Annotated in this window: 23 protein-coding genes and 1 tRNA gene; 9 read left to right on the top strand and 15 right to left on the bottom strand. The window is 71.7% G+C overall.

What is annotated here, in order from left to right:
- Window positions 1–118: 118 nt before the first annotated feature.
- From IFT77_RS09520 to IFT77_RS09500, 5 genes are all read right to left on the bottom strand, one after another.
- The gene (locus tag IFT77_RS09520; protein WP_371741004.1) at window positions 119–1,666 is read right to left on the bottom strand and encodes an amidohydrolase; all 1,548 of its coding nucleotides are present in this window, start codon (window positions 1,664–1,666) and stop codon (window positions 119–121) included.
- The gene (locus IFT77_RS09515) at window positions 1,663–2,286 is read right to left on the bottom strand and encodes an FMN-binding negative transcriptional regulator (RefSeq protein ID WP_192169829.1); all 624 of its coding nucleotides are present in this window, start codon (window positions 2,284–2,286) and stop codon (window positions 1,663–1,665) included. Before IFT77_RS09515 ends, IFT77_RS09520 begins: the two co-directional genes overlap by 4 nt.
- A gap of 68 nt (window positions 2,287–2,354) precedes the next feature.
- Window positions 2,355–3,329 (bottom strand): Fpg/Nei family DNA glycosylase, encoded by a 975-nt coding sequence (locus IFT77_RS09510; protein ID WP_192041234.1) that lies wholly within the window; start codon window positions 3,327–3,329, stop codon window positions 2,355–2,357.
- A gap of 100 nt (window positions 3,330–3,429) precedes the next feature.
- On the bottom strand, window positions 3,430–3,915 hold the full coding sequence (locus tag IFT77_RS09505; RefSeq protein WP_192041233.1) for a ribose-5-phosphate isomerase: 486 nt from the start codon (window positions 3,913–3,915) through the stop codon (window positions 3,430–3,432).
- 38 nt (window positions 3,916–3,953) lie between these two features.
- A complete protein-coding gene (locus IFT77_RS09500; protein WP_192041232.1) occupies window positions 3,954–4,580 on the bottom strand; it encodes a DsbA family protein in 627 nt (208 codons plus the stop codon).
- Between the two features lie 94 nt (window positions 4,581–4,674).
- On the opposite strand from IFT77_RS09500, the gene pepN reads away from it, so the two are divergent.
- The 3 genes from pepN to IFT77_RS09485 all read left to right on the top strand — a co-directional run bounded on the left by pepN (window position 4,675) and on the right by IFT77_RS09485 (window position 8,828).
- Window positions 4,675–7,215 carry an aminopeptidase N gene (gene pepN, locus IFT77_RS09495; RefSeq protein ID WP_192169828.1) on the top strand — a complete coding sequence of 847 codons (2,541 nt, stop codon included), beginning with the start codon at window positions 4,675–4,677 and terminating at the stop codon, window positions 7,213–7,215.
- 141 nt (window positions 7,216–7,356) lie between these two features.
- Complete coding sequence (locus tag IFT77_RS09490) at window positions 7,357–8,370, top strand: mechanosensitive ion channel family protein (protein WP_244638617.1); 1,014 nt, start codon at window positions 7,357–7,359, stop codon at window positions 8,368–8,370.
- A 50-nt stretch (window positions 8,371–8,420) separates the two neighbouring features.
- Window positions 8,421–8,828 (top strand): globin, encoded by a 408-nt coding sequence (locus IFT77_RS09485; protein ID WP_123548365.1) that lies wholly within the window; start codon window positions 8,421–8,423, stop codon window positions 8,826–8,828.
- Here IFT77_RS09485 and IFT77_RS09480 read toward each other — a convergent pair.
- A complete protein-coding gene (locus tag IFT77_RS09480; RefSeq protein WP_192169827.1) occupies window positions 8,809–9,474 on the bottom strand; it encodes a hypothetical protein in 666 nt (221 codons plus the stop codon). The two genes, IFT77_RS09485 and IFT77_RS09480, sit on opposite strands and share 20 nt — an antisense overlap.
- 21 nt (window positions 9,475–9,495) lie before the next feature.
- Here IFT77_RS09480 and IFT77_RS09475 point away from each other — a divergent pair, with 21 nt between their 5' ends.
- Window positions 9,496–10,368 (top strand): acyl-CoA thioesterase II, encoded by an 873-nt coding sequence (locus IFT77_RS09475; protein WP_192041229.1) that lies wholly within the window; start codon window positions 9,496–9,498, stop codon window positions 10,366–10,368.
- A gap of 48 nt (window positions 10,369–10,416) precedes the next feature.
- On the opposite strand, the gene IFT77_RS09470 is transcribed toward IFT77_RS09475, so the two are convergent.
- The 6 genes from IFT77_RS09470 to msrA all read right to left on the bottom strand — a co-directional run bounded on the left by IFT77_RS09470 (window position 10,417) and on the right by msrA (window position 14,691).
- Window positions 10,417–10,890, bottom strand: coding sequence for a thioesterase family protein (locus tag IFT77_RS09470; protein ID WP_192041228.1), 474 nt, complete (start codon window positions 10,888–10,890; stop codon window positions 10,417–10,419).
- Window position 10,891: 1 nt separating this feature from the next.
- Window positions 10,892–12,577, bottom strand: a complete 1,686-nt coding sequence (gene ettA / locus IFT77_RS09465; protein ID WP_192169826.1) for an energy-dependent translational throttle protein EttA — start codon at window positions 12,575–12,577, stop codon at window positions 10,892–10,894.
- Between the two features lie 27 nt (window positions 12,578–12,604).
- Window positions 12,605–13,066: a hypothetical protein gene (locus IFT77_RS09460; RefSeq protein WP_192169825.1), complete on the bottom strand. Its 462-nt coding sequence runs from the start codon at window positions 13,064–13,066 to the stop codon at window positions 12,605–12,607.
- An 84-nt stretch (window positions 13,067–13,150) separates the two neighbouring features.
- Complete coding sequence (locus IFT77_RS09455; protein WP_192169824.1) at window positions 13,151–13,735, bottom strand: single-stranded DNA-binding protein; 585 nt, start codon at window positions 13,733–13,735, stop codon at window positions 13,151–13,153.
- A gap of 113 nt (window positions 13,736–13,848) precedes the next feature.
- Window positions 13,849–14,100: a methyltransferase gene (locus tag IFT77_RS09450; RefSeq protein WP_192169823.1), complete on the bottom strand. Its 252-nt coding sequence runs from the start codon at window positions 14,098–14,100 to the stop codon at window positions 13,849–13,851.
- A 63-nt stretch (window positions 14,101–14,163) separates the two neighbouring features.
- Complete coding sequence (msrA, locus tag IFT77_RS09445) at window positions 14,164–14,691, bottom strand: peptide-methionine (S)-S-oxide reductase MsrA (RefSeq protein WP_192169822.1); 528 nt, start codon at window positions 14,689–14,691, stop codon at window positions 14,164–14,166.
- Between the two features lie 34 nt (window positions 14,692–14,725).
- Between msrA and IFT77_RS09440 the strand changes: the two genes are divergently transcribed.
- The 3 genes from IFT77_RS09440 to IFT77_RS09430 all read left to right on the top strand — a co-directional run bounded on the left by IFT77_RS09440 (window position 14,726) and on the right by IFT77_RS09430 (window position 17,122).
- Window positions 14,726–15,745 carry an aldo/keto reductase gene (locus IFT77_RS09440; RefSeq protein WP_192169821.1) on the top strand — a complete coding sequence of 340 codons (1,020 nt, stop codon included), beginning with the start codon at window positions 14,726–14,728 and terminating at the stop codon, window positions 15,743–15,745.
- 141 nt (window positions 15,746–15,886) lie between these two features.
- On the top strand, window positions 15,887–16,195 hold the full coding sequence (locus tag IFT77_RS16880) for a hypothetical protein (protein WP_244638615.1): 309 nt from the start codon (window positions 15,887–15,889) through the stop codon (window positions 16,193–16,195).
- A gap of 84 nt (window positions 16,196–16,279) precedes the next feature.
- A complete protein-coding gene (locus IFT77_RS09430) occupies window positions 16,280–17,122 on the top strand; it encodes a hypothetical protein (RefSeq protein WP_192169820.1) in 843 nt (280 codons plus the stop codon).
- An 82-nt stretch (window positions 17,123–17,204) separates the two neighbouring features.
- On the opposite strand, the gene IFT77_RS09425 is transcribed toward IFT77_RS09430, so the two are convergent.
- From IFT77_RS09425 to IFT77_RS09415, 3 genes are all read right to left on the bottom strand, one after another.
- A tRNA-Arg gene (locus tag IFT77_RS09425) sits at window positions 17,205–17,280 on the bottom strand.
- A 49-nt stretch (window positions 17,281–17,329) separates the two neighbouring features.
- Complete coding sequence (locus tag IFT77_RS09420) at window positions 17,330–17,590, bottom strand: thioredoxin family protein (protein ID WP_192041221.1); 261 nt, start codon at window positions 17,588–17,590, stop codon at window positions 17,330–17,332.
- An 84-nt stretch (window positions 17,591–17,674) separates the two neighbouring features.
- A complete protein-coding gene (locus IFT77_RS09415) occupies window positions 17,675–17,959 on the bottom strand; it encodes an oligoribonuclease (RefSeq protein ID WP_192041220.1) in 285 nt (94 codons plus the stop codon).
- 129 nt (window positions 17,960–18,088) lie between these two features.
- Between IFT77_RS09415 and IFT77_RS09410 the strand changes: the two genes are divergently transcribed.
- Both IFT77_RS09410 and IFT77_RS09405 read left to right on the top strand, forming a co-directional pair.
- The gene (locus tag IFT77_RS09410; protein WP_192169819.1) at window positions 18,089–18,526 is read left to right on the top strand and encodes a MarR family winged helix-turn-helix transcriptional regulator; all 438 of its coding nucleotides are present in this window, start codon (window positions 18,089–18,091) and stop codon (window positions 18,524–18,526) included.
- The gene (locus IFT77_RS09405) at window positions 18,523–19,782 is read left to right on the top strand and encodes an MFS transporter (RefSeq protein WP_192169818.1); all 1,260 of its coding nucleotides are present in this window, start codon (window positions 18,523–18,525) and stop codon (window positions 19,780–19,782) included. Before IFT77_RS09410 ends, IFT77_RS09405 begins: the two co-directional genes overlap by 4 nt.
- The last annotated feature ends 88 nt before the right edge of the window (window positions 19,783–19,870 follow it).

The raw sequence follows: 19,870 nt of genomic DNA, 5'->3' as shown, positions 1-19,870 counted from the left end.
GCGTGCTGTCACGTTAGGGAGCGGACACGGTCGAGCGGAAGACTTCGCGCTCAAAAGTTTCACTACTTTTTGAAACCTTCATCACGACGAAACACCGAAGACACACGACAGGCGTCGGTCAGAGCGCCCGGTGCGTCCAGCGCCCGCCGAGCAGCGTGGCCGAGACGGCCAGGTGCCGCAGCTCGTCGTCGGAGGCGGTGAGCGGGTCGCACTCGGTCACGACGAGATCGGCCGCCGAGCCGACCTCGACCCTGGTCCGGCCGCCGGTCGACGCGGCGAGCGCGGTGCGCGCCGCCAGCCGCTGCTCGGGGTGCCACGGGTCGCGGCCGTCACGCGCCCGCCAGACGGCCGCGGCGATCGCCACCCACGGGTCGAGCGGCGCCACCGGCGCGTCCGAGCCGAGCTGGAGGCGCACCCCCGCCTCGGCGAGGCTCCCCCACGCGAACGAGCGCCCGGTGCGGTCCGCCCACAGCCGGTCGGCGACGTCGCGGTCGTCCATGGCGTGCTCGGGCTGGATGCTGGCCACGATGCCGAGCCGCGCGAACCGCGCGACGTCGTCCGCGTCGAGCAGCTGTGCGTGCTCGATCGAGCCGCCGCAGCCGACCTCCTCGAGGGCGTCGAGGGCCGACGCGTTCGCCGCGTCGCCGATCGCGTGCACCGCGGGCACCAGGCCCGCCGAGGAGGCGCGTCTCAGGTAGGCGACGAGCGCCTCCTTCCCGTAGGTCGCCACGCCCCGCGCCGCGGGGTCGCCCTCCATGCCGACGTAGGCGTCCCGGCACCACGCGGTGCGGGTGCCGAGCGAGCCGTCGGTGATGATCTTGGCCGGCCCCATCTCGACGAGGCCGTGCGTGCCGGGGATCACGTCGCCGGTGCGCAGGCCGCGGGCGACGACCTCGTCGAGGTCGGCCGGGTAGACGCCGGCGCGCACGCGGAGGCACGTCGTGCCCGCCGCCACCCTGCGGGCCCAGCGGTCGACCGAGAGGGTCATCTCGAGGTCGACGATCCCGACGACGCCTCGCGCGGCGGCGGCCTCGGCGGCCTCGGCCACCCACTCGTCGAGCTGGTCCTCCGAGACGGCGCTGACCGCGGTGCTCACGGCGAAGGCGTCCGCCTCGCGCAGCAGGCCCGTCGGGTGGCCGGCGTGACCGTGGGCCGCGAGGGCCCGGGAGTCGAGCCAGACGGAGTGCAGGTCCTTGCTGACGAGCACGACGGGGACGTCGCCGGAGACGGCGTCGAGCAGGGCCCTGGTGGGCTCGTCGGCCCAGAGCGCGTCCTGGAACCCGTAGCCGATCAGGGGCTCACCGGGCGCCGGGGGCTGCGAGCGGAGGCGCTCCCCCACGAGCGACGCGGCCTCGGCGGCCGACCCGGCCGCCGACACGTCGAGGCGACGACGCACGAGCGCCCACTGGTCCATGTGCACGTGGGAGTCCCAGAGGCCCGGCCCGAGCCACCGGCCGGCGAGGTCGACGACGTCGGCGACGTCGGCACCCTCGACCGCGACGAGCCCCTGGCCGATCTCGGCGACGACACCTCCACGGAGGAGGACGTCGACCCGGGCGGCGTCCTCGGGGCTGTGGACGCCGGCGAGGCGGGCGTTCCTCAGGAGGACGGGACGCGCCTTCTCGGGTCCGGCATCGGTGCCGGTGCCGGGCAGGACCGCGCTCACCGGTCGCGGACCCGACGCATCTCGGCGGCCAGGGCCGGCTGCGCGTAGTGCTCGCCGTGCTCGAGCTCGTCCACGATGCGGTCGACGACCTCGGGCGCCTTGTTCTGGCTCAGCTTGGCGCGCGCGTCGAACCGGGTGACCCGCAGCCGGATGCCGACGGTGCCCTTCGCGACACGGCGCGAGCCCTCCTCGTCGAGCGTGAGGGTCGACGGCTCGGGCATGACGCGCTCGAAGTGGTCGACGAGCTCGCCGAGCACGCGGAAGTTCTCGTCGTCCGACAGGATCTCGGGCGTGCCCCAGAGGTGCGCCGTGACGTGGTTCCAGGTCGGGATGATCTGCTCGGCGGGGTACCACCCGGGAGACACGTAGCCGTGAGGCCCCTGGACGATCACCATGACCTCGGAGGTGCCCAGCTCGAGCGAGCGCTCGTCGGGCCGGCCGACGTGGCTGACCAGCACGATCGCGTCGGGGTCGGCCGGGTCGTCCTCGAGCACCACCGGGTAGTGCGAGGCCACGATGCCGTCAGCCGTCGACGCGACGATCGTGGCCCAGGGGTTCTCGCGGACGAGCCGCCTGACCTCGTCGACGTCGGACAGGACGAACGTGGGGGTGTGCCGCATGGAGCCACCCTGGCACAGGTTTCAGCCTCGATTGAAAGCTGTGACACGCACGTAACACGGCACGGCGCTCAGACCTGGTCGACCGGGCACCAGTAGAGCTTCCGACCCGCGGCCATCTCCATCACGATGTTGGTGCCGCAGACCCGACAGGGCAGGCCCTCACGGTGGTAGACCCAGTGCCGGTCGGCCCGGCTGCGCAGGGCCTTCGCGTGCTGTGCCTTCGTGAGCCCGTCCATCGTCATCATCTGCCCGAGCTCGACGCCGCTCCTGAGCAGCTTCGTCCAGTCCTTGTAGATCGCCTTCAGCACGTCCTCGGGCACCTGGTTGCCGGGGGTGTGCGGATCGAGCCGCGCGCGGAAGAGCAGCTCAGCGCGGTAGATGTTGCCGATGCCGCTCACGACGCTCTGGTCCATCAGCAGCAGGCCGATCGGGGTGCGCTTCTTCCGCACCGTCGTCACGAAGCGGTCGCTGCCCTTCTTGGGCGAGTCCACGAGGGGGTCCGGGCCGAGCTTGGCGATGGCCGTGTCGACCCCGGCGGCGTCGAGGACCTCGCACTTCGTGGGGCCGCGCAGGTCGCCGACGGCCGTGTCGGTGAGCAGGCGCACGCGCACCTGGCCGACGGGCTCGGGCGGGAACGACTCGATGTCGTCCTCGGCCTTCTCCTGCTCGGCCATCCGGACGCGACTGCGACGCGGCGCCCCTATGCTCGCCATCGAGTCCTCGCCGTCGTCGTCGGGGGCCGCCTCCGCCTTGCGGGTGCGAGCCCGACGCGTCCGCGACTCGGCCATCGAGTGGCCCGTGGCGATGTCGCCCGCGAAGTCCCACGCGCCGTAGAGGCCGAGGTGCACGTGCAGCCAGAGGCCGTTGTCGAACTCGAGGAACATCTGCTTGCCGACGGCCTTGGCGTCGACCATCGTCGCGCCGTCGAGCTTCTCGGCCCCGGCGGCGAACCGCCCCTGGGGCGAGCTCACCTCGCACCGGCTCCCCACGAAGGTCTGCTCGAACTGGTTGGCGATGCGGTGGACGGAATGGCCCTCGGGCACGGCGGCACCTCACTGGCTGGGTCGATCGGGCGGAGCCGATCCGACGGGGGACGACGGAGCGGCGGGGCCCGGAGGTCCCGCCGCTCCCGACGTTACGTCGTCAGTCGACCGGGTGCCCGGCGATCGCCCCGGTGGTCTCGTACTCGCCCACCTGGGCGATGCGACGGACGTGACGCTCGTCGTGGCTGAAGGGCTCGGCGACGAACGCGTCGATGAAGGCCAGCGCCTCCGCCTCCGTGTGCTGACGGGCGCCGATGGCGATCACGTTCGCGTCGTTGTGCTGACGGGCGAGCTTCGCCGTCGAGTCGTTCCAGACCAGGGCGGCACGGACGCCCTCGACCTTGTTCGCGGCGATCTGCTCGCCGTTGCCCGAGCCGCCGAAGACGACGCCGAGGGCCTCGTGGCCGGCCCGCTGGTCACGGACGACGGACCGGGCCGCCGCGATGCAGAACGACGGGTAGTCGTCGAGCGGCTCGTAGCTGGTCGGGCCGTGGTCGGTGACGTCGTGGCCGGCGTCGGAGAGGTGACGGATGACGGTCTTGCTGAAGTCGAGACCGGCGTGATCGGTCGCCACGTGGATGCGCATGCTGTCGATCCTAGGACGGCCCGGGCCACGGCCCTGCGTCAGTCGAAGATCGGGCCGACCGTGCGCGTGCGCTTGATCTCGAAGAAGCCCGGGTACGAGGCGGCGGCGACCACGCCGTCCCACAGGGTCAGTGCGATCTCGCCCTTCGGCGCCGGCGAGATGACGGGACCGAAGAAGGCGGTGCCGTTCACGGCGATCACGGGCGTGCCGACGTCCTGGCCGACGCGGCCGATGCCGTCGAAGTGGCTCGCCCGCATCTGCTCGTCGTACTCGTCCGAGTCGGCGTGGGCGGCGAACTCGGCGGGCAGGCCGACCTCGGCGAGCGCGGCGGGGATGACGACGTCGGCGTCGGTCTCGCCGCCCGGGTGGATGCGGGTGCCGAGGGCGTCGTAGAGAGGCTTCACGATCTGCTGGCCGTGCAGCTCGCCGGCGGCGGTGACGAGCCGCGTGTAGCGCAGCATCCGGGCGAAGGCGGCCCTGTACTCGTCGCTCACGTCGTTGTCCTCGTTCAGCACCGCCAGGCTCATGATGTGGAACGTCACGTCGAGGTCGCGGTGACGGGCGACCTCGTCGACCCAGCGGCTGGTCATCCAGGCCCAGGGGCAGGAGGGGTCGAACCAGAAGTCGACGGAGGTGTGGGGCGCGGGGGCGACGGTGTCGGTCATGCCCCCAGTGAACACCCCGGCGTCGGGGGGCCGGTCTAGGCTCGTCCGGGGACCACGAGTCCCGCAACGACACCTGAAGACGGATGGAGCAAGCGTGCCCGGAGAGAACCTGACCCGACTCGAGGCGCAGGAGCGCAAGAGCGTCGTCGACGTGCAGTCGTACGAGATCGAGCTCGACCTGACCCGCGGGGCCGAGGTCTTCGGCAGCTCGACGACCGTCCGCTTCACCGCGACGGCCGGCGCCTCGACGTTCATCGACGCCCTCACGCGCACCGTGCACTCGGCCACGCTGAACGGCACGGCCCTCGACGTGGCGGCCGTGAACGACGGCGTCCGCATCCAGCTCGACGACCTCGCCGCCGAGAACGTGCTCGAGGTCGTCGCCGACGCCGAGTACACGAACACCGGCGAGGGCCTGCACCGCTTCGTCGACCCGGTCGACGACGAGGTCTACCTCTACTCGCAGTTCGAGGTGCCCGACAGCCGCCGCGTCTTCGCGGTCTTCGAGCAGCCCGACCTGAAGGCGACGTTCCAGTTCACCGTGACCGCCCCCTCCCGCTGGCAGGTCGTCTCGAACCAGCCGACGCCCGAGCCCTCCGTCGACGGCGAGGTCGCCACCTGGACGTTCTCGCCCACCCCGGTGCTCTCGAGCTACATCACGGCGATCGTCGCGGGCCCCTACGACGTCGTGCGCAGCGAGCTCACGAGCTCGGACGGCCGCACGATCCCGCTCGGCATCTTCACGCGTCGCTCGCTCACCGAGTTCCTCGACGCCGACTACATCTTCGAGAAGACGCGTCAGGGCTTCGCCTACTACGAGGAGAAGTTCCGCTTCCCGTACCCGTTCGACAAGTACGACCAGCTCTTCGTGCCCGAGTTCAACGCCGGCGCGATGGAGAACGCGGGCGCCGTCACCTTCGTCGAGACCTACGTGTTCCGCAGCAAGGTGACCGACGCGATCAAGGAGCGCCGGGTCGTCACGATCCTGCACGAGCTCGCCCACATGTGGTTCGGCGACCTCGTCACCATGAAGTGGTGGAACGACCTCTGGCTGAACGAGTCGTTCGCCGAGTGGGCGTCGACCATCTCGACGGCCGAGGCCACCGAGTGGACCGAGGCGTGGACGACGTTCCAGGCGATGGAGAAGAGCTGGGCCTACCGCCAGGACCAGCTGCCCTCGACGCACCCCGTCGTCGCGACGATCAACGACCTCGAAGACGTCCAGGTGAACTTCGACGGCATCACCTACGCCAAGGGCGGCTCGGTGCTGAAGCAGCTCGTCGCCTGGGTCGGCATCGACGCCTTCTACGCCGGCGTCGCCGCGTACTTCCAGAAGCACCACCACTCCAACACCGAGCTGCGCGACCTGCTCGTCGAGCTCGAGGCCACCTCGGGCCGCGAGCTGACCAGCTGGAGCGAGAAGTGGCTCGAGACCGCGGGCGTCAACACGCTGCGTCCCGAGATCGAGACGGACGCCGACGGCGTCATCACGTCGTTCGCCCTCCTGCAGGAGGCGCCGGCCGACTACCCGACGATCCGCCCGCACCGCCTCGCGGTGGGCCTCTACGACTTCGACGGGGACGCCCTGGTGCGGACGCACCGGGTCGAGATCGACGTCGACGGCACCCGCACCGAGGTGCCAGAGCTCGTGGGCCAGCACCGCGGGGCCCTCGTGCTCACCAACGACGACGACCTCGCCTACGCGAAGATCCGCCTCGACGAGCAGTCGCTCGCCACCGCGATCGAGCACCTCGCGGCGATCTCCGACCCGCTGGCCCGCGCCCTCGTCTGGGGCTCCGTCTGGGACGCCACGCGCGACGCCGAGACCTCGCCCTCCGACTACGTCCGCCTCGTGCTGTCGAACATCGCGAGCGAGACCGAGTCGACGACGATCCGCACGACCCTGACCCAGCTGGTGCAGACGGCCCGCAGCTACGTGGCGCCGTCCCGCCGGGCCGAGGTGCTCGCCGAGGTCGGCGACCGCCTCCTCGAGCTGGCGAAGGAGGCGGAGGCCGGGTCGGACGCGCAGTTCCAGTTCGTGAAGTTCTTCGCCGCCGCCGCGTCGACCCCGGCGCACGCCGAGGCCCTCCGCGCCCTGCACGACGGGTCGCTGGCCCTCGACGGGCTCGAGGTCGACACCGACCTGCGCTGGGAGCTGCTCGAGGGCCTCGTGCTCGTCGGCGCCGCCGGCGAGGCCGAGATCGACGCCGCGCTCGAGGCGGACAACACCGCCAACGGCGCCCAGGCCGCCGCACGCGCCCGCGCGGCGATCCCAACGGCCGAGGGCAAGCTCGCCGCCTTCGCGTCGGTGGTCGACAGCGCCGAGCAGCCCAACGCCATCGTGCGCGCGACCGCCCAGGGCTTCCAGCACACGAACGACCCTGCCGTGCTGCGGCCCGTCGTCGAGCGCTACTTCTCGTCGATCACGGGCATCTGGGAGTCGCGCAGCTACCACATCGCCGACACGCTGGTCTCTGGCCTCTACCCGGCTGGGCTCGCCGACCAGCAGCTGGTCGACGCGACGCGCGCCTGGCTCGACGCGAACCCGGACGTGCCGGCGCTCCGCCGCATCGTGGTCGAGAGCCTCTCGGGCGTCGAGCGCGCCCTGCGCGTGCAGGCGGTCGACGCCCGCTAGTCACGAGGCGCGGGCGTCCCTCGGGGGCCGCGCGCGCTTCCCGCATCACCGTCGGACGGCGGACCCTGTTCACAGGGTCCGCCGTTCTCGCGTCCAGGCTGCTCCCGGGCGGCGTCGGCGGCTCGTGCGAAGCTTGACGAGATGATCGACTACTTCGCCGCGCCTGCCACCGACTCCACCGTCGTCACGGACCCCTTCGACTGGGCCGCCTTCTGGGCGATGTGGGGCGTGCCGATCCGCATCCTCGCGATCGTCGTCGTGGCCGTGCTGCTGCGGGTCGCGTTGCACTTCATGATCCGCCGCGTGGTCGACCAGGTCGTCAGCGGGATCAAGCGCAAGCAGAACGTCGACGACACCCAGGCCCTGATCGCGTCGCCCCTGCAGGCGGTCCGCGTCGTGCAGCGCACGCGCACGCTCGGCAGCGTGCTCAACAACGTCGTGACGGTGCTGATCGCCGGCGTCGCGCTCGTGCTGGTGCTCGGCGAGCTCAGCTTCGACGTCGTCGCCATCGTCGGCGCGGCCAGCGTCGTGGGCGCCGGCCTGGCGTTCGGCGCCCAGAACATCGTGAAGGACCTCCTCAACGGCATCTTCATGGTCGCAGAGGACCAGTTGGGGGTCGGCGACGTCGTCGACGTCGGCCCGGCGACCGGTGTCGTCGAGGCCGTGGGCATCCGCGTCACGCAGATCCGCGACGTCAACGGGGTGCTCTGGTTCGTCCGGAACGGCGAGATCCTCCGGGTCGGCAACATGTCCCAGGGCTGGACCCGGGTCGTCATCGACCTCGCCGTGCCCTACGAGGCCGACGTCGACACGGTCCAGGCGGCCATGCTCAAGGCGGCCACCGACATGGCGGCGCTGCCGAAGTGGGGGCGCAGCATGATCGACGCCCCCGAGGTCTGGGGCCTGCAGTCGATCGCCGAGGAGCACGTCGTCATCCGCATCGTGTCCAAGACCCGGTCGTCCGAGCGCGACAACGTCGACCGCGAGCTCCGATCGCGCCTCAAGAAGGCGACGGACGAGCTGGGCATCACGCTCCCCTCGCTCAGCAGCGTGGTCCTCACGGGCTTCGACGGCGCCTCCTCGGTGCAGGGCGCCCGCCCGCCGCAGACCGTGCCGACCCCGCACGTCCGACCCACGAAGGGCAAGCGCTCGTGACCGACCTCCCCCTCGGCCCGCCTCCTGCGGGCGCCTCCCAGCCGATCACCCTGCGCAGCGGCGCCGGGCGTGACGACGCCCAGGGCAACTTCTGGCAGCAGATCGGCGGGCGGCCGACCTTCGAGCGGCTCGTCCGCCGCTTCTACGAGGGCGTGCAGACCGACGACGTGCTCTGGCCGATGTACCCGGAGCACGACCTCGAGGGCGCGATCCAGCGCCTCGCCGGGTTCCTCGAGCAGTACTGGGGCGGCCCGACCACCTATAGCGACGAGCGCGGCCACCCGCGGCTGCGGATGCGGCACATGCCGTTCACCGTCACGCCGGAGGCGCGCGACCGGTGGCTGCACCACATGCGCACCGCGGTCGACGAGCTCGAGCTCTCGCCCCTCCACGACGCGACGCTGTGGGCCTACCTCGACCGGGCGGCCCACGCCATGGTCAACGCCCCCGGCGCTTGACCAGCACGTGGCCGCGGCTGGTCGTCAGCCGGGTCCAGGCACCGGTCTCGTAGAGCGACACCGCCTCGCCCTCGCCGAGGAACCCGAGGCTGAGCGCGGCGAACGCGGCCCCGGCGGGGACGGTCTCGACGCCCTCGACCGGGCGCGACCACACGTCGGACCGCACGCGGTGGACGATCTGCTCGCCCGCGTTCTCGGGCAGGGCGGAGGCGATCTCGGCGATGCCCGCCGTGGCCGCGGCGTCGAGCGCCGGGGCGTCGGCAGCGCCCTTCGGCACCCAGCCGCCCCGGGGCGGCGAGATCGCCGCCCAGGTGACCGTCGCGACCTCGATCGGCAGCGTGACCGTCACGGGTGCCGTCGGGTCGACGACGTCGTTCTGCAGCCGGACGAGCCGCTCCTTCAGCGAGCGGACGGGGACCACGGCGTCGAAGTCGGGGGCGTCGTCGAGCTGGAACGTGCGGAGGCCCAGCACCGTCGGGCTCGAGTCGAGCAGCCCCAGCGGGTAGAAGACGGCGGCGTACACCGCGAGGACGCCGGAGCCGGCGACGAGGCGCACGGAGCCGTCCTCGACGCGGCCGGCACGGCCCAGGAAGGTCGCGAGGTCGCTGAGGGACAGGGAATCGGGGAGGGCGAATGTACGGCTCATCGGCCCCCTAAACTACATCGGATGAGCGCCGATCCCCTGCAGAACCTGCTCGCCACCCTCGACCTCGCCCCGGCCGGCATCGTCGGAGGACAGGACGTCTTCACCGGCACGTCGCAGCCCGAGCCGCTCGGCCGGGTCTTCGGCGGGCAGGTCATGGCGCAGGCGCTCGTCGCCGCCCAGCGGACCATCGTCGGCGACCGACCCGTCCACTCGCTGCACGGGTACTTCCTCCGGCCGGGCGACCTCACGATCCCCATCACGTTCACGGTCGACCGCATCCACGACGGTCGGTCCTTCGCCACCCGCCGGACGCAGGCGTCCCAGGACGGACTGCCGATCTTCTCGATGATCGCGTCCTTCCAGACGCCGGACGACGGCCTCGAGCACCAGGTCGCCATGCCCGACGGCCTGCCCGAGCCGGAGGACGTGCCGAGCGACGCCGAGCTGCTCGGCGCCGTCGACCACCCGATCGCCCAGGCCTGGGCGGCCGATCGTGCATTCGACATGCGTCACGTGCCGTCGCCGGTCTACTTCAGCGTCGAGGGCGCCCGCGTCGAGCACCAGGCCGTGTGGCTGCGCGCGACGGGCGCCCTGCCCGACGACCCCGACCTGCACCGCGCCTCCTTGCTGTACGCCAGCGACTACACGCTGCTCGAGCCGATCTACCGGCGCCACGGCGTGCCGCTCGTGACGCCCGGGCTCAAGGTCGCGAGCCTCGACCACGCCATGTGGTGGCACCGCCCGGCCCGCGTCGACGAGTGGCTGCTCTACGTGCAGGAGTCGCCGACAGCCGTGGGCGGCCGCGGGCTCTCCCTCGGGCGCATCTACGACCGCTCGGGGACGCTCGTCGCGAGCGTCGCCCAGGAGGGGATGGTGCGGGTCCCCCGCGCCTGACCCGGCCGAGCGCGGCCGACGGCAACGATCAGCGGCTCACGGCCCGGATCAGCGACGTCGGAACGTCAGCGGGTCCTCGACGAACGGCGTCCAGGCGGCGCGCTCGTCGTCCGTGATGCGTCGCGGCGTCCCCGACGCCGTGTCGACGAGGACGATCGAGGTCGACGCCTTCGTGTAGAGCACGGCGGGCTCGACCGCCGCGGGCGACCAGACCTCGTAGCAGACCTCGAGGCTGGCACCGCCGAGACGGCCGATCCAGATCTGCACGTCGAGGGGCGCGCGGAGGTACGGCACCGGTACCAGGTACTCGAGCTCCTGTCGCGCGATGAGGGTCATCGTGGCGGCGTCCGGCCGGCCGTCGAGCACGGCGGCGCCCGACGTCTCGCCGACCGTGCCGTCCGACACCCAGAACGCGTCGATGCGCGCCTCCTCCAGGAGGCGCAGCATCGACGCGTTGTTCACGTGCCGGTACGCGTCCAGGTCGCTCCAGCGGACCCGGGTCGGCACGTGCAGTCGGGTCATCTCAGTCGCGCGTCAGCTTGCGGTACGTGGCGGAGCTGGGCTTCGCCGCGTCGGCGCCGAGACGCTCGATCTTGTTCTCCTCGTAGGACTCGAAGTTGCCCTCGAACCAGTACCAGTTGGGGGTGCCGTCGTCGTTCAGGCCCTCCCACGAGAGGATGTGCGTCGCGATCCGGTCGAGGAACCACCGGTCGTGGGTGATGACCACGGCACAGCCGGGGAACTCGAGCAGCGCGTTCTCGAGACTGCCCAGGGTCTCGACGTCGAGATCGTTGGTGGGCTCGTCGAGCAGGAGGAGGTTGCCGCCCTGCTTGAGGGTCAGGGCCAGGTTGAGGCGGTTGCGCTCACCGCCGGAGAGCACCCCGGCCTTCTTCTGCTGGTCCGGGCCCTTGAAGCCGAACTGCGAGACGTAGGCCCGCGAGGGGATCTCCGTCTTGCCGACCGTGATGTAGTCGTGGCCCTCGGACACGACCTCCCACAGGTTCTTGTTCGCGTCGATGCCGCCGCGGCTCTGGTCGACGTACGAGATGTCGACCGTCTCGCCGACCCGCAGGTCGCCGCCGTCGAGGGGCTCGAGGCCGACGATCGTCTTGAAGAGCGTGGTCTTGCCGACGCCGTTCGGGCCGATGACCCCGACGATGCCGTTGCGGGGCAGCGTGAAGGTGAGGTCGTCGATCAGCACCCGCTCGCCGAACTGCTTGCGCAGCTTCTTCGCGTCGATGACCTGCGAGCCGAGACGCGGCCCGACGGGGATCACGATCTCCTCGAAGTCGAGGACCCTCGTGCGCTCGGCCTCGGTCGCCATCTCCTCGTAGCGGGCGAGACGCGCCTTCGACTTGGCCTGGCGGCCCTTGGCGTTGCTGCGCACCCACTCGAGCTCGGACGAGAGGCGCTTGGCGAGCTTCGCGTCCTTCTTGCCCTGCACCTGGAGGCGCTCGCCCTTCTTCTCGAGGTAGGTCGAGTAGTTGCCCTCGTAGGGGTAGAGGCGACCACGGTCGACCTCGGCGATCCACTCGGCGACGTGGTCGAGGAAGTACCGGTCGTGCGTCACGGCGAGGACGGCGCCGGGGTACTTGCTGAGGTGCTGCTCGAGCCAGAGCACGCTCTCGGCGTCGAGGTGGTTGGTGGGCTCGTCGAGGAGCAGCAGGTCGGGCTTCTGCAGCAGCAGCTTGCAGAGCGCGACGCGGCGCTTCTCGCCGCCCGAGAGGTTCGCGACCTCGGCGTCGCCCGGAGGCGTCCGCAGGGCCGACATGGCCTGCTCGAGCTGGGAGTCGAGATCCCACGCGTCGGCCGCGTCGATCTCCTCCTGCAGGGTGCCCATCTCGGCGAGCAGCGAGTCGAAGTCGGCGTCGGGCTCGGCCATCGCGGCCGACACCTCGTTGAAGCGGTCGAGCTTCTGCTTGATCGGGCCGACGCCCTCCTGCACGTTCTCGAGGACGCTCTTCGTCTCGTCGAGCTCCGGTTCTTGCATGAGGATGCCGACGGTGTAGCCGGGCGAGAGCTTGGCCTCGCCGTTGCTGGGGGTGTCGAGCCCGGCCATGATCTTGAGGATCGTGGACTTGCCGGCACCGTTGGGGCCGACGACGCCGATCTTGGCGCCGGGGATGAACGACATGGTCACGTCGTCGAGGATCAGCTTGTCGCCGACCGCCTTGCGGGCACGGACCATGGAGTAGATGTATTCGGCCATGCCCACCAGTCTATCGGTGGGGCGCCGTCACCAGTCGATCGTGCGGGTGGTGCCGACCAGGCAGGACCCGGTGCCGAGGACGGGCGCGACCTCGCTGGCGAACCCGGTCGCCCCGGTCTGGCCCACGAGGCAGTCGCTGCCCCACAGCACCGAGAACTGCACGGTGTCGGCCGCGCGCCCGATCGACGTCGAGTCCGGGGTCACCTGCATGGCCGCCTTGTCGAAGCCCGCCGCCGTGAGCGTGTCGACGATCGTGCGGCCGTCGCCGGCTCCGCCGCCGTCGAGGTGGCGCGACACCGTCATGTCGAAGAACGCCTTCGCCTCGTCGGTCGTGGAGTCGGCCGTGAGCGTCGGGTCGGGCGCGGGCGTCGCGCCGTCCGTGGTCGGCGCGGGGCTCGGGGCGGTCTCGCCCGACGTGCAGCCGGCGAGCGCGACGGCGACGAGCACGACGGCGCCCGCGCGCAGGGCGACGAGTGGGAGACGGGTCACGGGGGGCCTTCCTCGGCGGGCCCGGTCAGGGCCGTGACGATCCTACGACGCGGGCCGGGGTCGGATGCCGACGCCCCCGGCGGGTCAGAAGGGCGGCACGCCCACCCGGTCGACGGCGTCGGCGGGTTCGTGGCGGGCGGCCTCCCCGGTGGTGCCGGCCGCCGAGGGGGCCTGCTCGTCGAGGGCGGGGCCGCCGCCCGTGGCCCATCCGCCGGACGTGGAGGCGGGCGTCTCGACAGCGGGAGCCGTCGCGGCGTCGCCCGCCGCGCCTCCTGCGGTCGCCTCGGACGCGCCCGCGGGGGCGGCCGCAGCGGACGTCGAGCGAACGAACGCCGAGCGGCCCCAGCGCAGGTCGTGGCCGATCGCGTCCGCGTCGACCTCGACGGTCGTGCCCGACTTGTCGCCGGCCTCCCACGCCCGGACACGGAGGCGGCCGAGGACGACGACCCGCTCGCCCTTGTGGAGGCTCTGCCCCGCGTTGGCGCCGAGCGACCGGAAGGCGGTGACGGTGTACCAGTTCGTGTCGCCGTCGACCCACTCGTCCTTGACGCGGTCGAAGCGCCGGTGGGTCGAGGCGAGCCGGAAGCTGGCGATGTCGAGGCCGGCCTCGGTGGTGACGACGCGAGGGTCGGTGGCGATGATCCCGGTGAGGGTGATGGTGTCTGTCATGCGGGGAGTCTCACGGGACCGGGCCGGTGGGCGGGCGGGCACCGCGCCTCCCTGTGGAGGGGGTGCTCGGCCCGTCGCGACGGGGAGGGACGAGGGGTGTCGCCCCGAGGAGCTCAGTGCTCGTGGAACTCCGGGTACTCGGCACCGGGGCCGAGGGCTGCGAAGAGCGCGCTCTTGGCCACGGCCAGGGTCGGGTACTCGCCGCTCTGCTCGGGCCGGCCGACGAGACGGACGACGAACCCGTCGACCGTGCGTCCGATCGACCCGACCGTCCCCGCCGGTCCGACGGCGACCCAGGTCTGGCCGGCGGACTCCGCGGCGTCGGTCGTGCTGGTCGTGCTGGTCGTGCTGGTCTGGTCGCTCATCGTCGAGCACCGTCCTCTCTGCAGTGGATCATCGAGTGCGCCGCGCAGCTGCACGGCGCACGCTCAGGTCGCGAGCACCCACCTCGCGAAGCTCTTGCGCACCTTCGTCACCTTCGGCAGCGCGACGGCGGTGCAGTAGCCCTGGCCCGGGTTCTTCGCGAAGAAGTCCTGGTGCTCGGGCTCGGCCTCGGTCCACGGGCCGAGTCGCTCGATCGTCGTGACGACGCCTCCGCCCCACGTCTCGGCGGCCCGGTCGCGGGCCGTCTCGAACAGCTCGACCTGCTCGTCGTCGGCCGCGAACATCGCCGACCGGTACTGCGTGCCGACGTCGGCGCCCTGTCGGTCGAGCTGCCGCGGGTCGTGCAGCGTGAAGTAGACGTCGAGCACGACGTCGGCCGGGAGGACCTCGGGATCGAACGTCACCGCGACCGCCTCGGCGTGCCCGGTCGTCCCCGTGCAGACGTCGTCGTACGAGGGGTGCGCCGTCCGGCCGCCGGTGTAGCCGGACACGACCGCTGAGACCCCGTCGAGGGTGCGGAACACCGCGTCGAGGCACCAGAAGCAGCCGCCGGCGAGCACGAACGTGGTCATGTCGGCGAGGGTACTCCCGCCCTAGGCTGACGACATGAGATCACCCTTCACTCACTACGTCGCCGACGACGAGCGGTACTCGAAGCTGGACTACGTCCGCACCGGGCGCAGCGGCCTCAAGCTGCCCCGCATCTCCCTCGGCCTCTGGAACAACTTCGGCACCGACCGCGCCCTCGAGACGCAGCGCGACATCGTGCTGCGCGCCTTCGACCGCGGCGTCACCCACTTCGACCTCGCGAACAACTACGGGCCGCCCTACGGCTCGGCCGAGGAGCAGTTCGGCCGCATCCACGCCGCCAACCTCGTCCCTTACCGGGACGAGCTCGTGATCTCCACCAAGGCCGGCTACGACATGCGGCCCGGGCCCTACGGCGACGGCGGCTCGCGCAAGTACCTGCTCAACTCGCTCGAGGCCAGCCTCGAGCGCACGGGCCTCGACTACGTCGACGTCTTCTACTCGCACCGACCCGACCCCGAGACGCCGATCGAGGAGACGATGGGCGCCCTCGCGACGGCCGTGCACCAGGGCAAGGCGCTCTACGCGGGGATCTCGAACTACGGCCCGGAGCAGACGCAGGCGGCGATCGACGCCCTCGCCGACGAGGGCGTGCCGCTGCTCATCCACCAGCCGCGCTACAACATGTTCGACCGCGCGCCCGAGCGGGGCCTCTTCGACACCCTGCTCGAGAACGGCGTCGGCTCGATCGTCTTCTCGCCGCTCGCCGGCGGCCTGCTGACGAACAGGTACCTCTCGGGCAAAGCCCCGGCCGGGTCGCGCGCCGCCGAGGGCCGCTGGTTCACCGAGGACGCCCTGGACGAGACCTACCTCGAGCGCGTGCGCGGCCTGAACGAGATCGCGGAGGCGCGCGGCCAGTCGCTCGCCCAGCTCGCCCTGACCTGGGTGCTGAGGCAGCCCGCCGTGACGAGCGCCCTCATCGGCGCGTCGTCGGTCGCGCAGCTCGACGACAGCCTCGACGCCCTGCACGGCGCGGGGCTGAGCGACGACGAGATCGCCGCGATCGAGCCGTTCGCGGTGGACGGCACCGACCGCTGAGACGCGGGGTCCTCCCGGGACCGCACCGTCACGCCGCCCGCTCCCCTCGAGGGTGCGGGCGGCGTCGTCGATGTCGGTGGTCGTCCGTACCGTGGTGCTCGTCCTCGACAGCATCGGCCGGATGACCTCCAGGAGCACCACGTGACCTTCACGAGCACCACGATCCTCAGCCCCGACGCCACCCGCGCCGCAACGACGCCCCCCGCCGTCGCGGCGACGCGCGAGGCCCTCACCGAGACCCGCGGCGGCCTCCGCCTGGTGCAGGTCCGCGACGACCTCGCTCGGGTCACCCGGGCCGGGGGCGAGGTGCTCGGCTACGTGGAGCGGCTCGACGACCCGCTCGGCGACCGCTGGCGGGCCAAGCGCTTCGTCGCCCGCGAGCGTCGGTTCGTCGAGATCGGCGAGTTCTGGAGCCGGTCCGACGCGACGGACTGCTTCCGCTTCGCCTGAGCACGCTGAACGGCGCGCGACACGCTCGGCGGCACTCCTGTCGGTGCCCCGACGACCTTCGACCTCAGCTGTAGAGTTCGCCGCATGCAGTGGTGGAACAGCTTCGTGGAGTGGGCGTCGTCGGACGCAGGGTGGCGCATCGTCAGCGGGGCCGTCGTGCCCTTCGTGGCGATCGTCCTGGCAGGCGTGGTCGCCGCCCTGATCGGCCGTGCGGCCATGCGCCGCGTGGTCGCGATGCACGACGACGAGGCGAAGGCCACGGCGGTCGCGGGCATCGTCTCGGCCGCCCGCAAGGCGGCGATCTGGAGCTCGCTCGGGCCGGAGGAGCGTGCCTACGCCGACCACCTCGCCCAGGAGAGCGAGGTGCGGCTCCGCCTCCTGCCGGTGTCCGGGGCCGGCACGGCGGCCAGCTGGGCCGAGCACGAGATCGCGGAGCTCAAGCGGAACTCCGCGAGCTTCAGCTACGACTCGGGGCACGCTCTCGACGAGCTGCGCGACCGACTGATCGAGTGGCAGAACAAGCCCGGGCGTGCGAAGAAGCTCTTCAAGGCCGACCTCGAGCGGTGGAGCTACGAGGAGGCGGACGTCGACAAGGGCCTCGACGCACGGCAGAAGGCCTGGGACGCGGAACAGGCGGCCACGGCGTCTCGCGAAGCACGCCCGACCATGTCGGCACAGCCCGCGCAGCCCGCACAGGCCGCGCAGACGGGAGCACCGGCCTACGAGCAGTGGCGCTCGCCGGTCTCCCCCGCGACACGTCCCGCCGACGAGCCGGCCCCGGCTCGCGAGGCCCCGTCCGAGACCCGCGCCACGGCGGTCCTGACGTCGTCGCCTGACGACGACACGGACGTCGACCCGGACACGACGTCGTACGGCCAGCAGGTCAGCGCCCAGGACGTCCGCCGCCGGACCTCGCCCGACGCCTGACGCCTGGCCATCACGTCACGGTGCCCTCGGCAGGAATCGAACCTGCGACCAAGAGATGAGAAGCACCACGTGGATCACGTCATGGTGCCCTCGGCAGGAATCGAACCTGCGACCAAGAGATTAGAAGGCTCCTGCTCTATCCGCTGAGCTACGAGGGCGTGCCCCCACGATAGCGCGTGGGTCCGGTCCCCCCGGGCGGCGACGCCGTCAGACGGCGAGGGCCAGCGCGCTCAGCACCTGGTCGAGGCGAGGTGCGCCCGCCGCGCGGAACACCTCGGTGCCGTCGTCGGTGAGCACGACCATGGTCGGCGTGCTCGTGATGCCCCGCGCCTCGGCCTGGTCGGCACGCGCGGCGACGTCCGCCTCGTCGACCACGAGGGCAGGGACGAGGGCCTGAGCGTCGGCCACGACGGCGCGGGCCGCGTGGCAGGGAGCACAGAAAGCGGACGTGTACAGCTCGAGCTTCATGGCCGGGACAACGAGGAGGCGCGGGGGAATGTTCCCCGCGCCTCCTCGTGTCGCGTCGACTCCCTGCGGAGCCGACGACCTGCCTCAGTTGTCGAGGTCGTCGTTGCGGTCCTCGGGGTCCTCGACCGGGTCGCTGTCCCTGACGTCGAGCGAGTAGTGGACCTGCAGCTGCTCGCCGACCATCTTCGCCTCGCCGGCCGTGTAGACGAAGCCCGTCTCGAGGCCGTCGATCAGGACGTAGTCGACGATCTCCTCGTCGTAGGAGCCGTTGGTGCTGATGCGCGTGTCGGTCCGGCCGTCGCTCGGGCCGCCCTCGAAGAAGACGACGTACTCGGATCCCTCGGCCACGGTGGGCTTGCTGTCTGTCATGGAGCCGTTCTACCAGGAGGCACCGATCCCTTGCCCAGCTTGGGTGCGTCTCCCCCGGGATCCGCCCGTCCACGGTCGCGAGACCCATTCACATTGCCAAGCTATATAGATTGGCTATACACTTGCCGGATGACTTCACAGCCGACCGACATCCTGGAGAATCTCCTGACGTCGACCCATCGCCTGACGCGGATCGCCGCGCAGGAGACCGGCCGCACGACCTCGCCCGCCGTCTGGCGCACGCTCTCGATCCTCACGACCGACGGCTCGATGCGCGTCGGCGACCTCGCCCGGACGAGCCGCGTCAGCCAGCCGACGATGACCAAGCTCATCCACGGCCTGGCCGACGACGAGCTCGTCCGCCGCATCGCCGACGTCGACGACTCCCGCGCCTGGCTCATCGCCATCACCCCCAAGGGCACGGAGGCGCTGGCCGAGTGGAAGGGCCAGCTCGCGACCGCGCTCGGCCACCTCTTCGACGACCTCGACGACGACGAGTGGCGCGTGCTCGACCACGCCGCCCAGCTGCTGAGCACCCGCGTCTCGTCCGAGGCGGTGTCCGCATGAGCGCCGCGACCCACGGCGCGGCCGCGAGCACCGGCACCGCGAAGCCGAGCATCCTCAAGCAGCCCACGGCCGTCTGGGCGATCGCGTTCGCCTGCGTCGTCGCCTTCATGGGCATCGGCCTCGTCGACCCGATCCTCCCCGCCATCGCCGAGTCGCTCAAGGCGACCCCGACGCAGACCGAGCTGCTCTTCACCAGCTACCTGGCCGTCACCGGCATCGCGATGTTCTTCACCAGCTGGGTCTCGAGCCGCCTCGGCGCCAAGAAGACCCTCATGATCGGCCTCGCCCTGATCGTCGTCTTCGCCGTGCTCGCCGCCACGAGCGGCGACGTGTGGGAGGTCATCGGCTTCCGTGCCGGCTGGGGCCTCGGCAACGCCCTCTTCATCTCGACCGCGCTCGCGACGATCGTGGGCGCCGCCTCCGGGGGCACCGCCTCCGCCATCATCCTGTACGAGGCCGCCCTCGGCCTCGGCATCGCGATCGGCCCGCTGATCGGCGGCCTGCTGGGCTCCGTGAGCTGGCGCGGACCGTTCTTCGGCGTCACCGTGCTGATGGCGATCGCGTTCATCGCCATCGCGGTCTTCCTCAAGGGCGGCGCGATCGAGAAGCCGACGCCCACGAGGCTGTCGGCGCCGTTCCGCGCCCTGGCCGTGCCGGCCCTCGGCACCCTCGCGGCGACCGCGTTCTTCTACAACATCGGCTTCTTCGTCCTGCTGGCGTACACCCCGTACCCGCTCGGCTTCGGCGCCATGGGCATCGGCCTCACCTTCTTCGGCTGGGGCGTCGGCCTCGCGATCACCTCCGTGTGGGTCGCCCCGCTGCTGACCGCCCGGATGAAGCGGACGACGGTGCTGCGCATCGCCCTGCCCCTGCTGACGCTCGACCTGCTCGCGGCGGCGCTGTTCGTCGGGACGCCCGCGGCGCTCGTCACCTGCGTCGTCGTCGGCGGCCTCGTGCTGGGCGTGCTCAACACGGTGCTCACCGAGAGCGTGATGGAGGCGACCGACCTGCCCCGCTCGGTGGCGTCGAGCGCGTACTCGGCCGTCCGGTTCATCGGCGGCGCGATCGCCCCGCCCGTGGCCACGCTCCTCGCCGACAGCATCGCGCCGAGCGCCGCCTACGTCTTCGCCGCCGCGAGCGTCGCCGTCGGCCTCGTGATCATCCTCGCCGGGCGTCGCGCCCTGCGTCGCGTCGACGACGGCCCCGAGTCGACCCGCGTCGAGGCCGAGGCGATCTCGGCCGGCGAGGTCTCGTAGCCGCGACCCGCACGCCCGGCCCGGCCCGCGCCTCCCCCGCCCACGAGACGAGGAGGCGCGGGCCGGGCCGTGTCGGAGCCCCGGACTA

It is taken from the genome of Frigoribacterium sp. CFBP 13729 (assembly GCF_014841875.1).
Taxonomy (GTDB): Bacteria; Actinomycetota; Actinomycetes; order Actinomycetales; family Microbacteriaceae; genus Frigoribacterium.
Note: the sequence above shows the minus strand (reverse complement) of the source record. Positions and strands in the feature narration are given on the sequence as shown.